12 protein-coding genes are annotated in these 12,681 nt (G+C 37.3%); 2 read left to right on the top strand and 10 right to left on the bottom strand.

Annotation, left to right across the window (positions count from 1 at the left end; all coding sequences use genetic code 11):
- Window positions 1-92: 92 nt before the first annotated feature.
- The gene (locus tag IGJ18_RS05830; protein ID WP_438843008.1) at window positions 93-2,696 is read right to left on the bottom strand and encodes an HAD-IC family P-type ATPase; all 2,604 of its coding nucleotides are present in this window, start codon (window positions 2,694-2,696) and stop codon (window positions 93-95) included.
- Window positions 2,697-2,874: 178 nt separating this feature from the next.
- On the opposite strand from IGJ18_RS05830, the gene IGJ18_RS05825 reads away from it, so the two are divergent.
- Entirely contained in the window at window positions 2,875-3,657 is a 783-nt protein-coding gene (locus tag IGJ18_RS05825) for a MerR family transcriptional regulator (protein ID WP_010719404.1), read from the top strand.
- Between the two features lie 165 nt (window positions 3,658-3,822).
- On the opposite strand, the gene IGJ18_RS05820 is transcribed toward IGJ18_RS05825, so the two are convergent.
- From IGJ18_RS05820 to ulaG, 7 genes are read right to left on the bottom strand one after another with little or no spacing between them, the layout of a single operon-like run.
- Window positions 3,823-4,539 (bottom strand): L-ribulose-5-phosphate 4-epimerase, encoded by a 717-nt coding sequence (locus IGJ18_RS05820; protein WP_034700355.1) that lies wholly within the window; start codon window positions 4,537-4,539, stop codon window positions 3,823-3,825.
- Window positions 4,526-5,386: an L-ribulose-5-phosphate 3-epimerase gene (locus tag IGJ18_RS05815; RefSeq protein WP_438843007.1), complete on the bottom strand. Its 861-nt coding sequence runs from the start codon at window positions 5,384-5,386 to the stop codon at window positions 4,526-4,528. The genes IGJ18_RS05820 and IGJ18_RS05815 overlap by 14 nt, the downstream gene beginning before the upstream one ends.
- Before the next feature lie 2 nt (window positions 5,387-5,388).
- Window positions 5,389-6,030: a 3-keto-L-gulonate-6-phosphate decarboxylase UlaD gene (locus IGJ18_RS05810; RefSeq protein ID WP_010719407.1), complete on the bottom strand. Its 642-nt coding sequence runs from the start codon at window positions 6,028-6,030 to the stop codon at window positions 5,389-5,391.
- A 14-nt stretch (window positions 6,031-6,044) separates the two neighbouring features.
- Window positions 6,045-6,344, bottom strand: coding sequence for a PTS sugar transporter subunit IIB (locus IGJ18_RS05805; protein ID WP_053766400.1), 300 nt, complete (start codon window positions 6,342-6,344; stop codon window positions 6,045-6,047).
- Between the two features lie 43 nt (window positions 6,345-6,387).
- Window positions 6,388-7,878: a PTS ascorbate transporter subunit IIC gene (locus IGJ18_RS05800; protein WP_438843006.1), complete on the bottom strand. Its 1,491-nt coding sequence runs from the start codon at window positions 7,876-7,878 to the stop codon at window positions 6,388-6,390.
- Window positions 7,879-7,890: 12 nt separating this feature from the next.
- Window positions 7,891-8,343 (bottom strand): PTS sugar transporter subunit IIA, encoded by a 453-nt coding sequence (locus IGJ18_RS05795; protein WP_081129158.1) that lies wholly within the window; start codon window positions 8,341-8,343, stop codon window positions 7,891-7,893.
- A gap of 16 nt (window positions 8,344-8,359) precedes the next feature.
- Window positions 8,360-9,427 carry an L-ascorbate 6-phosphate lactonase gene (gene ulaG, locus IGJ18_RS05790; RefSeq protein ID WP_010737415.1) on the bottom strand — a complete coding sequence of 356 codons (1,068 nt, stop codon included), beginning with the start codon at window positions 9,425-9,427 and terminating at the stop codon, window positions 8,360-8,362.
- 217 nt (window positions 9,428-9,644) lie between these two features.
- On the opposite strand from ulaG, the gene IGJ18_RS05785 reads away from it, so the two are divergent.
- Window positions 9,645-10,409, top strand: coding sequence for a DeoR/GlpR family DNA-binding transcription regulator (locus IGJ18_RS05785; RefSeq protein WP_088775693.1), 765 nt, complete (start codon window positions 9,645-9,647; stop codon window positions 10,407-10,409).
- Between the two features lie 165 nt (window positions 10,410-10,574).
- Here the strand turns inward: IGJ18_RS05785 and nagA are convergent, their stop codons facing one another.
- On the bottom strand, window positions 10,575-11,723 hold the full coding sequence (nagA, locus tag IGJ18_RS05780) for an N-acetylglucosamine-6-phosphate deacetylase (RefSeq protein ID WP_010719415.1): 1,149 nt from the start codon (window positions 11,721-11,723) through the stop codon (window positions 10,575-10,577).
- Window positions 11,724-11,797: 74 nt separating this feature from the next.
- Complete coding sequence (locus tag IGJ18_RS05775) at window positions 11,798-12,634, bottom strand: helix-turn-helix domain-containing protein (protein WP_010719416.1); 837 nt, start codon at window positions 12,632-12,634, stop codon at window positions 11,798-11,800.
- Window positions 12,635-12,681: the final 47 nt, after the last annotated feature.

Raw genomic sequence — 12,681 nt, 5'->3', positions numbered from 1 at the left:
ATGACGATTTAGCCAGTGGGGCGGACACCCCACCGGTAACAAAAGAACGTTTATTATTTTTGTTCGCTTCTTTTCTTTAAAAAGAAAATGGCTTATGCATCTAGTTTGTGAGTTGATTTTACCGTCATCCCTACAAAAGCTTTCTCTAATTCAACAAGAAGGAATAAAACCAATCCAGGTAGTAAACTGATGCTTACTTCTTGGACAGTCAACGAAACTGTCCCAATCGCAATTTTTAATGGTGGGAACACTAACATCAATCCTTGTAAGAGGATCATCGCTCCAATCGAATAGAGTAATGCCCGATTTTCAAAAAGATCTTTTGTCAGACTAAATTCAGTCACTCTTCGACAATTAACCATGTAGAAGGCTTGTCCAAAAACCATCGCATTGATCAGAACGGTTTGTTTCGCTTCAGCAGGAACAAAATCCATTGCAACGAACCCTAAAATAGTCATGATGATCCCAACATATAAAATACGCAAAAGTGCATATTTTGATAGGATTTTTTCGTTAATTGGTCTCGGTGGACGATTCATAACATCTTGATCTGCTTTTTCAAAACCCAATGCGTATGAAAGGGTGATCGAAGCGACTAGATTTAACCACAAGATTTGTACAGTAGTTAAAGGTAATGGGAAATTTCCTACCAATGAAAAGAGCAATAGTAATCCTTGGGCTAAACAAGTTGGCAAATAAAAGAGAATCGTCTTTTTCAAATTATCAAAAATACGTCGTCCTTCTTTCACGGCTTTTGCAATGGTCTCAAAATTATCATCTACCAACACCATGTCTGCTGCCTGTTTGCTAACATCGCTCCCTTTGATTCCCATAGCGATCCCGACATCGGCTTTTTTCAAAGCTGGCGCATCATTAACGCCGTCCCCAGTCATTCCAACAATTTCATCTTGTTCTTGGAGATAGGTCACAATAGCCAATTTATGTTCAGGTGTCGTCCTGGCAAAAACATCATTCTCACGGACAGCGATCTTCCATTCTTCTTCTGTTAATTGATCTAGTTCCGTTCCCGTAATCGCCGATTTAGCATTTTTTAAACCTAATTTCTCAGCGATCGCTTTTGCTGTTGCTTGATGATCGCCAGTGATCATTTTTACTCTGATCCCTGCTTGTTGCATTTCCTTGACTGAAGCAATAGCTGATTCCTTTGGTGGATCAATGATGCCACTAAGTCCAATCATCACCAGCTCATTCGTTAATTCTTCATGTGACAATTCACGATCCTTTAACTCTTTCATTGCAAACGCTAAGACACGTTGGCCTGTTTGCGCTAATTGTTCGTTTTTTTGTAACCACATAGCATGATCTATCTGTTGTTGTCTTCCATCTGATCCCAGTTCATATTGCACTTTATTCAGTAAAACATCTGGCGCACCTTTCACAAATAAGATCCTTTTTCCTGCAATCTCATGGACGGTCGCCATATATTTGTAAGCTGAGTCGAAAGGGATTTTATCAACGACTGGATAAAGTTCGATCGGTTGTTGATTGGTCCATTTTAATAAAGCTAATTCCGTGGCATTACCTGAAGTTGGACATACTCCTTGAGTTAGTTGGGTTTCTTGACAATTATGCATCGCTTCAACAAGCCAAGTCTCATTTTTGGTCCAGTTTTTTTCTTCAAGCATTTCCACCCCATGGTTCGCTTCTCTAGTCGCTAAGCTAACCAATGTCATTTCATTTTTAGTCAGTGTTCCTGTTTTATCTGAACAAATTACTGTCATTGCCCCTAACGTTTCAACTGTGGGTAGATTTTTGACGATTGCTTGTTTCTTTGCCATTCGATTGACACCCGAAGATAAAATAATCGTTAAGATCGAAGGAAGTCCTTCTGGGATAGAAGACACGATCAAGGCAATGACAGCTGTCGCTATATAGCCCCAAGTCATGCCATAATAAAAGTAGGATACGGTAGCTAGCAATAAAATCAACGCAGCGATTCCTTTAAATATACTAGTATTCATTTCTTTGATTTTCTTCAATAACGGTGTTTCTTGTTCTGTGATCGACCCTAATGAAGTGCTGATTTTTCCAATTTCTGTAGCAGTTCCGACAGCGACTACAATCCCTATTCCTCTGCCTGATTCCACTTTAGTCCCAGAAAAAGCCATATTCGTTTGTTCCGCTAAAGGAGTCTCTAGCGGCAACGGGTCGGTCGTCTTTTGGATCGCATGGGTTTCTCCAGTAAGAATTGCTTCATCAATTTGTAAGTTGAACGTTTCACTCAAACGAACATCTGCAGAAACGATATCTCCAGCAGCCAATACGAGTTGATCCCCCACCACTAAATCAGCTGGTGCAATCTCTTTTTGCTGTCCCTTTTCGATGATGACTGCTTTTTCACTAAGTAATTCCGCAATGCTGTCTAAAGATGAAGCTGCCTTTCGTTCTTGTAAATAACCGATCAGCGCATTTAAGAAAACAACTAAAAAAATCATACTGCCTTCAATATATGCGCCTGTAAAAAGCTTAACGATCGCAGCTCCTAGTAAAATGTACATCAGTGCATCATGAAAGTAAGAAAGAAATTTTTTCCATTCTGGAACTTTAATACCATTTTCTAAGACGTTTCTTCCATACTTAAGTTGTCGTTCGTTCCTTTCTTGTTCGTTCATTGCTTTTTTTACCATTAATTTTTCTTTGATTTCTATGATTGATAAGGTGTACCATTCTTTCATTTTTTTCCTCCAATAATTCTTACTGATCAAATCATAAAGGTTAGAGTGACTCTAAGGTCAAGAAAAATTTAAGCAAATCTATCTATGTAGAATAAAAAAATCAATTCCATTCACATTTCCCCCACGTTTCGTAGTAAAATAACCTTACTTAAAATGACTGATCAATGGAAGTGATGATTTGAAAATCAATGAATTAGCAAAGCTCTATGATATTACAGCCCATACTTTACGCTATTATGAAAAATTAGGTTTGATTACACCGGATTATGATGAAAATGGCTATCGAAATTATTCTTACGAACACATTGAACAACTGAATACCATCCGTGACCTACGTTATTTTGACGTCTCCATCACTGAGATCGCCGATTATTTGAAGCAAAAAGAAATCAGCAAGACAAAAGAATTATTAGCTTTTGAAATCGAGGCACTTCATCAACTCATCAGTGACTCACAAAAAAAAATCGAACTATTAATCGAACGTGTCCAGTTAATTGAAGAAGCAGAAAGCATAGACTATCAAGAAGTGCTATTAGTGCAGCAACCGAAAAGACTGATTCTTAAAGCTTCTACGGTTGCCACGGATGAACAAATCGACTTTTCGTTAAAAGAACTTCATAAAAAATACGAACCTTTATTAAGCACTAATAATCAAAATCTTTTTGGTAGTATCATCCATTTAGAAGAAGATCCTTTTACCTATCAAGTATTTTATTTTTGTCCTGACCTTACGATTAAAAATGAGGATGCTGAGATACTCCCTGCTGGAAATTATCTTAGTTATAGTTTTAAAGGTGACTATGAACAAAGGAAGAAAGGAATTGCTACCATCATGAACTACCTGACTACCCATTCGCTTCATAGAGCCAGTCCATTTTATGAATCTTATCTGATTGATTTTCACGAAACGAATAAGCCAGAAGAATATGTGACGCGTTTAGAAATTTTAGTTGAATCGTAGCTTGGGATAACTAAGTATTTATACAAGAAAAAACTACGTCTGAGTTTGACATCAGACATCAAACTCAGACATAGTAACTCTTTTATAAATCAAGAATAAAAATTTGCTACTAAGTGCTACGAATCAATAAATGTGAAGACTTCAAGTAAGCCCCCGCAAGCTTCGTCATTTTTGACCGTAATATGCATGCATCCCATGTTTTCGATAGTAGTGCTTATCTAAAAGATATTGTGGAATAGATTGCATAGCAGGATTAATTTTTTCATTTTCTTTAGCCATTAAGCATATTTCGTCTAAGATCAAGCTATTCTCTACCGCCTTTGCAGGGGTTTCACCCCAAGTAAATGGGCCATGTCCATAAACGAATACACCAGGAACTTCAGTGGGAGCTAATTGTCTCTCTTGAAACGTTTCAACAATCACATGACCAGTGTTTCTTTCATAAGCACTTTTAACTTCTTCTTCGGTTAATTGCCGTGTGCAAGGAATCGTTCCATAAAAAGCATCCGCATGAGTTGTTCCATAGGCAGGCAAGTCTCGACCAGCCTGCGCCCACATGACTGAATGTGTGGAGTGCGTGTGGACGATAGCATTGATTTTTTCAAAAGCTTGATACAAAATCACATGAGTCGATAAATCAGAAGAGGGCTTCATCCCATCTTCTTCTAGCGGATTTCCAGCTAGATCAGTCACTACCATTTGTTCGGGTGCCATCTGTTCATACTTTACACCACTTGGCTTGATCACGATCACCCCAAGCGCTCGATCAATCTCACTGACATTTCCCCAAGTCAACTTAACTAGTCCATATTGAGGTAGTGCCAAATTTGCTTCATAAACACGTTGTTTCATTTCTTTAATGATCGGATTACGCAAACTCATAGCCTGCCTCCTTTAGCTTCGGATAAAGATAGCTTTTTGCTGCTGCGATTTCTTTTTTAAAATCCGGATTTTTTTCACTCCACATTTCAATTAAAAATGACCCATTATAATTCATCTGTTTGAGTTTCTTTAACAAACCCTCAAAGTCAACACAGCCTGCGCCAAAAGGAACATCACGAAATTGACCTGATGATTCAGTTGTTACTGGATAGGTATCCTTTAAGTGGATGGAAGAAATCCAATTGATCCCTTTTTCTAGTTCACGTTCTGGATCGTTTTCTTGCCAAGCCGAAAGGTTACCAAGATCTGGATAAACTTGAAGATATGGTGAATCAATCTGGCGTTTGATTTCTAAAAATTTAGTGATTGAATTCATAAATGGATCATCCATAATTTCAATTGACAAGATTATTCCATATTCAGAAGCTATTTTGACGCTTTCTTCAAGTCCTTCAATAAATAATTTTCGTGATAGCCTTGTTTTTTTTTCATAATAGACATCGTATCCGGCTACTTGGATAATTTTGATACTTAAGCGCTGAGCAAGTCGGATCGCTTTGACCATCAATTCTTTGGCTTTTATCCGATACGCTTCATTTGAAGAGCCAAAAGGAAACCTGCGATGACCACTCAGACAAATGGAATTGATCCGTATGCCCGTCTCTTTCATGTCTTTGCGTATTTGATTGATCATCTCGTCAGACCAATTGAGTCGAGCTAGGCGTTTATCTGTCTCGTCAATCGACATCTCAATAAAGGAAAAACCAAGTTCCTTTGCTAATAAAAAGCGCTCTTTCCAAGAGATATCTTTTGGTAGTGCCTTCTCATAAATTCCGATTTGAGCCAAGTCTATTCCCCCCAAATGCGAATCATTTCTTGTTTAAAATCATTGGCTGCTTTTGCAGGATCGTCCGCACTAGAAATCCCTCTTCCAGCTATAAAAGTTTCCACTTCAATCCCTGCGAATAATTTCAATGTTTCCACGTTTAATCCACCTGTCACAGAAACTGCAAAGCCCATTTCTATCAATTTCTTTACTTTTGTCAGATCCCGTTCTCCCCAAGTTTCACCAGAAAGTAATGCATCTCGACTTTGATGATAGATCACCTGTTGGATACCGATCCTCCGCCATTCAGCTGCTTGTTCATAGGTCCAATCCCCATACAGTTCTACTTGCAATGCCTTCACTTCTTTTTGAGCTGCTTCCATGGTTGGCAGAGTAGCACAGCAGATAACAGTCATAAAATCCGCACCGGCATCAGTTACATTTTTGGCTACCGTTCCCCCGGCATCCGCACATTTTGTATCAGCAACAATTGTTTTCCTTGGAAACATGCTACGAATACAGCTGATGGCTTTGCGCCCCTCTTGCAGACATAAAATGGTTCCAATTTCAATAATATCGACAATATCCCCTACTTGAAATACATCTGCTAATGCTTGTTCTAAATCATTATGATCCAAAGCAATCTGTAATTTTGGTCTGCTCATTTTGTCTTCCTCTTTTATTTAGATTTTTGATACAACGCTGATTCAGCAAATTTTTCACCAATTTCTTTGGCTGACATGACATTTTTAATGCCAATCACTGTAATTCCTTTTTTCTCTGCTTGGATAAACATATTCAAAAAATTGACTGGTGTAAAAACGACATCATACTGAGACGCAGAACTTTTTCCTTCAGAAATTGCACAATGATGGATTTTGGTAATTGACACACCTAGTTCTTTCATTGCCTTTTCGACGCTTCTCATCATCATCAAACTTGTTCCCGACCCGTTTGCGCAAGATACTAAAATTCTCATTATGTTTTCCTCCTATGTGTTCATTTTAATTTTATTGTTGTATTTAATTCTCGTTGTGATATATTTCTGCATATTGCTCATAATCATCGACGATCAAAAAGTACCCGTCTGGATTTTTACGGTATTGTAATTGTGGAATAATCAATAGCCCAACCACGACTAATGCGATACCAACATACCCCAAAAACTTCATCATTACAGTAAATAATGGCCAAGCAGTGGCCCAGTCAAACATACCGAGATAGCCACCATATTTTGACATGCCGATCCAAGTTGCAAAAACGGCCGATCCACCAACTTGAATGATTCCAGAAAGAAATGGGAACAGACAGGCGGCTTTGAACCCCCCTCGATTGTTGGCAAAAACTGCGATAACTGCATTGTCAAAGAACAGTGGAATAAAACCAGCAATCACGATGGTTGGTGATTTGAACAAAATGAGTAAGGCAATCATCAAAAATTGACCTAAGGCACCAAACAAGAAGCCAATGGTTACGGCGTTAGGTGAACCAAAACCAAAAGTAGCAGCTACGTCAATCCCAGGAACCGCACCTGGTAGGATTGTATTTGAGATCCCTTGAAAAGATTGTGTTAGCTCATCCACGAAAGTACGGACTCCTAATTGTAAAATGGCTAGGTAGACAGCAAAATTCAATGATGTTGTCATAATATAGAACAAGAAACTTTGTCCTTCTTGCATAAACTGTGCTTGAATCAAATAATCTTTTCCTAGCACTAACAAAATAATTCCAAAAAATAAAAGCATTAATAAAGAAGTTGCTACCATATTTTCATTAAATATAGATAAAAAACCTGGTAATTCAATATCTTCCAATTTTTTATCCACTTTTTTAGAGTGTTCTTTTTTTTGATCACGTTTCTTTAAAAACTCGGCTAACTTCGCAAATATATAGATACCAAACATTTGCTGATGTGCCACAGAAAAACCCGCGCCCTCGGTTAACTCCTGGGTGATACCAACTGTTAAATTAGAAGCTACTGCCCAATAACAGCCTAAAATCAGTCCCATAAAAATCAGAACTTGAATTCTTCCTAAAGAGGGAAAACAAAATAATAATATCCAAAAAGCAGTTGCAGATTGTTGAATCTGAACATTTCCAGTTGTAAAAACCGAACGTAATTTTGTATATTTTTGAAAACGAACGAGTAAGATATTCATAACAAAAGCAATCAAAAGTAAAATCATGACATCCCCAAATGCACGACCAAATGTTTCCTCTAATCCAGAGTCAACGGCATTTTGTCCAAAATATGGATCGGTGACCATCGCATCCAGATTAAACCGTTCTTTTAAACCTACTAAAATGGGGCGGAAGTTGTTTACTAATCCTCCTGAACCAACCGTCAAAATGAAGTAACCGACTGTTGCTTTCAAGAAACCAGCAATACACTCATAAAATGGACGTTTCAAGAGAATGTACCCTAGCAGTACAATAAAACCAATCAGATAAGCTGGTTGAGTTAAGATGTTTGTAGCGAAATAAGTCCAAATGCTCAATAAAAAATCAGCCATTCTTTTTTCCTCCTATAAGTTATACTCTTGCATCACCACTCGATAGTCTTCAATCGAATCGGTATCTGCCAAACGATCAATTAGCCCATCTATCATCAACAACTCAGACAATTTTTGAATATTTTCCATATGCTGATCTACATTTTTGGCTGCTAAAGTAAAGAATAAACTTGCTGATTTTTCTTCTTGGTCGAATTGAATGGGTCTTTTCATTTTAGTGAATGATATAGCTGTTCCATAAACTCCTTCACTATCTGCTGAAGAATGTGGCATTGCCACTTTGGGAACAATCACGATATAAGGACCATGTTCTTCTACACATTGGATGATTTCATGTACGTAACTTTGATCAATCAACTTTTTATCTAATAATAGTTGACAGCTTTCAGCAACAGCTTCCTTCCAATCAGTAATTTCTTTATCGGAATATTTCACCAAGCCTTGATCCAAAAAATATTTCAACATGTTGTTAGCCTCTTTTCTATAAGAATGACGGGAATGGTGTATCGTTTTCTACAGAAAATACATCCTCAAAACCACGGTAGAAATTAAATTCCAGGTCGTCTTTGTTCGTTGGATAGGTAAACTTGCCTCCTACCTGCCAGATATATGGTTTAAAATCGTACTTCAAGCGATCCTTTTTAAACTTCCATATTTCGGTAATTTCTTTTGGATCAGCCATAAAATTTGCCCAGATATCATAATGAACAGGGATGACTACTTTAGCCTTTAATGACTCAGCCATTCGCAACATATCGACAGAAGTCACTTTATCCGTGATACCTCGTGGATTTTCACCATATGCACCTAGGCAAACATCAATAGTATGTTCGTTCCCATGTTTCGCAAACATATTAGAATAATGAGAGTCTCCAGCATGATAAATATTTCCACCCGATGTTTCAAATAGATAATTCACAGCGATCTCATCCATTTCTTGAGGTATTTTCCCTTTTAAAGTTTCCTCTGGATCTTCACAAGTGACTAATGCTGTACGGTCAAATGCTTCTAAAGCAACGATAGTTACATCCTCAATTTTGACTTCATCTCCTGGTTTGACGATTATCGTTTTCTCTTTTGGAATTCCCCAGTTCAACCAAGTATTTACTACTTCTTGAGGACCAATGAATTTTGCATTCGGACAATTTTGATGAACAGCAGCTGCTGTATTGATATCCAAATGATCCGAATGGATATGCGTGACAACTAAAGCGTTTACACTTTTCATTTCAAAAGGGTCAATCACAAAAGGTTGCGTCCGCAAGTTCGGTTGCATTTTTTGAACCCCACTCATTCGCATCATCTGATGCCCTTTTTTCATCATCCCATTTCCATGACTACGTTTACCTGTCCCACACCATAAATCACACAAAATATTTGTCCCTTTATGCGTCTTTAACCAAATCCCGGTACAACCTAACCACCACATCGCAACCGTTCCTTCTTTTACTTCTTCTGTTTCGATCTCTTCATTCAAGTAGGTACCCCATTCAGGAAATGTTTCTAAAACCCAATTTTCTTTTGTGACATCATTGACATGTTTGCTCATTGTAATTCTCCTCTCAAGAACTTTCTTTTGTTGACATCTAAATCATAATATGCAACGACAAACATGAAAACCCTTTTATATGACTGTTTGTTATTTATATGATCGTTTTTGTAAGTTAATTGATTTTTTTAGTATGATATATATAGTTAATAAACTTTATATGAATCTTTGAAGCGATAAAAATCATATACATAGGCAACAAATAGGAGGGTAAATAATGAAAAATTCCATTGTCAATATTGAGAAGCGTCAAAAGGATATTTTGGAGCGATTACAACAAAAAGAGCAAATGACAACATATGAGTTAGCTGAATCTTTAAAAGTCTCTATTAGTACAATACGCAGAGACCTAAATTTATTAGAAGAAAAAAATGAGATCATTCGTCATTACGGGTTCTGTTCTTATAATTATGATAATCGTACAGACTTTGATCAATCTGGACCAGAACGACTAAAACAATCAATCGCTCGTGAAGCTTGTAAATACATCAATGATTATGATACCGTATTCATCAATTCTAGTTCTACTGCACTTAAAGTGGTTGAATATGTACGTGCCAATCACCTGACAATTGTCACAAATAACGTAAAAATCACTTACTCCCCTCATAAAGAAAACTGCAATTATATCTTGACTGGAGGTGAGATGCGCTTTCCAAAAGAAGCATTAGTGGGTGATATCGCATTAAATACCATTTCTTCAATGAATGCTGATGTCTGTATCATTGGTTGCAGTGGTGTGTCGATCGATAATGGCGTAACAACTAAAATTCTCAATGAATCAACGATCAATGAAATGATGATTCGTCAAACGTTTAAATGTAAAATTCTAGTTGCTGATCATCGCAAAATTGGTTTAACATCAAAATTTAAAATTGCAGATATTTCTGTTTTTGATTATTTGATTACTGACCAGTTTTGTTCTGAAAAAGTAATCGCTGAAATCAACAATGTTGGGGTGAAAGTCATCCAAATCAGTTAAAAAAAAAGCCGGTGTGAATGGAACAAGATTCTGTCCCAGCCACATCGGCTTTTGCTTATTTACAAATGATGTTCAAACAAAATGACCTGATCCATTAAGTCAAAGCTCTTCAAACCAGCCTTTCAGCGATGGTTCGCTCTTGCTTACTTAATAACAGTCTTTTTATTAAGCGTGATAACGTTCTACACCATCTAGGTATGTTGCTTCTAAAGTCATATCTGGATTCAATACGATAAAATCAGCGTCCCGTCCTTTTGCGATCTTGCCACAAGTATCATCGATCTTGCAGCTGATTGCTGGTACTAAGCTTCCCATCATCACAGCTTGTTCAGGTGTAGCTAATCCCCAGTCTACTACATTTTTGATTGCTTCTTTTAATTTCAAGATACTTCCTGCTAAATTACCTGATTCTAAGCGAGCAGTTCCATCTTTCACGACCACTGGAAATTCTCCTAAATTATAATTGCCATCAGGCATTCCACCAGCCATCATGCAATCAGTGATCAATGCCACATGGTCATGACCTGCTTTTTCCATTAAAATTTGAGCAGCATTTGGATGAACATGATGCCCATCACAAATCAATTCTGAAAAAACATGTTCTAGCGATAGTAGCGCACCAACCATTCCAGGTTCACGATGATTTAATCCACGCATGCCATTATACGCATGGACAAAGACACTGGCACCTGCTTCTACTGCCTTTTGTGCTTCATCGATCGTCGCATTACTATGACCCAATGAAACAACCACGCCTTCATCTGTCACTTGTTTGACAAACTCTTCAACGCCTTTTCGTTCTGGGGCTAGGGCAATTTTTTTGATCAGTCCGCCAGAAGCTTCTTGCCATTCATGGAAAGTATCAAGATCAGGGTCTCCAAAATAACTTGGATTTTGCGCCCCTTTATGTTCTTCCGTAAAGAATGGTCCTTCAAAATAGATTCCTTTAATTTTTGCTCCAGGAGCTTCTTGGTACATTTTTCCAATTGTTTCAGCTACATCTTTTAAACGTTCTTTACTTGATGTTAAAGTAGTTGGTAAAAACGATGTTACTCCACAAGAAAGCAATCCTTCTGACATTGCTTTCACACCTTCTGCATCATTATCCATCACATCATGGTTCATATAGCCATGAATATGCGTATCAACTAGACCAGGAGCGATCCATTTTCCGCTTTGATCAATGATATTGACTTCTCCTTCAGGTGTGTTTTGGGTATACTCCCCAAAAAGACCATCAGTGATTTCAAGATAACCTGCATTTTTGACACCGGATGACAAAAAGAATTTGTCTGCGTAGATAAAAGTTCTCATTCTTCTCTCTCCTTTGATTTTCTATCCTAAAGGTACTCTTATTTTGGAGATAAGTCAAGAATGGTCTACACCATTTAGAGACTTTTTGCTATTTTTTTAACTGATTGTGCCAATTCTTCATAAAAGAGAGCTTTATTGATTTCACCTTTCTTTTTATAAATCAAACTCTTTAAAATAAATAAATCGTTAAGGTAATAATAACTATTTTTATCTTGCGCCCACCGTATTCCTTGATTTACTTGTTCTAAAGATAGTTCAATTTCTCCTTGGTGCAACAAAAAGCTTCCATAGTTATAAAAAATTTGAGTAAACTCACTTTTGGTTCGATCTTGGATTGTCTCTTGGAAGAGTTGGATACTACGACTTAAATAGTACCTAGCTTCCGCAGTTTTGCCAGCTACGCCATAGATTTTGCCAATGCAACTGACTAGCTGGATCTCAACATCCGTCACTTGTGTTCGATCTTTTAACGTCGAATAGGAGAGCGCTTCTTTTAAATAACTAAGTGCTTGAGTAATATTTTTTCGTAATGTAAATTCACAGACGCCTAAATAATAATAATATTTTTGAAAATCCGCAGCTTCGTACAAATTTTCTGTAACCTCTGGCGATTTTAACACTTGTTCCAGCTTGCGATAATCTCGTTGCTGAAAATACAAGTCTGTTAACTCAAAATTCTTTAAGACCGCTCGAATTTTCCCATGAGATAAACGCATGACATGATCGATCGTTACGCCTAAACGTTGGCAAATTTGTGCCATTACAACAACATTTGGTAGCTCTTCATTATTTTCAATTCTGCTTAAAACACTCTGTGAACAAATATCTTGCGAAAGCATTTTTTGTGTCATCTTCTGTTCTTTTCGAATTTCTTTTATGATTGTACCAAAGGAAGCGACCAACGTTTCCATAAGCATCCTCCTTCAAAATATGCGTATTCGCATTATACCAATATTTT

The sequence above is a fragment of the Enterococcus sp. AZ078 genome (genome assembly GCF_051714985.1).
Lineage (GTDB): Bacteria > Bacillota > Bacilli > Lactobacillales > Enterococcaceae > Enterococcus_B > Enterococcus_B hirae.
The sequence above is the reverse complement of the archived record's forward strand: the minus strand, read 5'-3'. Positions and strand labels throughout refer to the sequence as shown.

Bases quoted from the DNA above. Each gene is read 5' to 3' on its own strand.
- IGJ18_RS05830 (WP_438843008.1), bottom strand. From the start codon at position 2,696: ATGAAAGAATGGTACACCTTATCAATCATAGAAATCAAAGAAAAATTA.
- IGJ18_RS05820 (WP_034700355.1), bottom strand. From the start codon at position 4,539: ATGAGTTTGCGTAATCCGATCATTAAAGAAATGAAACAACGTGTTTAT.
- IGJ18_RS05810 (WP_010719407.1), bottom strand. From the start codon at position 6,030: ATGAGCAGACCAAAATTACAGATTGCTTTGGATCATAATGATTTAGAA.
- IGJ18_RS05805 (WP_053766400.1), bottom strand. From the start codon at position 6,344: ATGAGAATTTTAGTATCTTGCGCAAACGGGTCGGGAACAAGTTTGATG.
- IGJ18_RS05800 (WP_438843006.1), bottom strand. From the start codon at position 7,878: ATGGCTGATTTTTTATTGAGCATTTGGACTTATTTCGCTACAAACATC.
- IGJ18_RS05795 (WP_081129158.1), bottom strand. From the start codon at position 8,343: ATGTTGAAATATTTTTTGGATCAAGGCTTGGTGAAATATTCCGATAAA.
- ulaG (WP_010737415.1), bottom strand. From the start codon at position 9,427: ATGAGCAAACATGTCAATGATGTCACAAAAGAAAATTGGGTTTTAGAA.
- IGJ18_RS05785 (WP_088775693.1), top strand. From the start codon at position 9,645: ATGAAAAATTCCATTGTCAATATTGAGAAGCGTCAAAAGGATATTTTG.
- nagA (WP_010719415.1), bottom strand. From the start codon at position 11,723: ATGAGAACTTTTATCTACGCAGACAAATTCTTTTTGTCATCCGGTGTC.
- IGJ18_RS05775 (WP_010719416.1), bottom strand. From the start codon at position 12,634: ATGGAAACGTTGGTCGCTTCCTTTGGTACAATCATAAAAGAAATTCGA.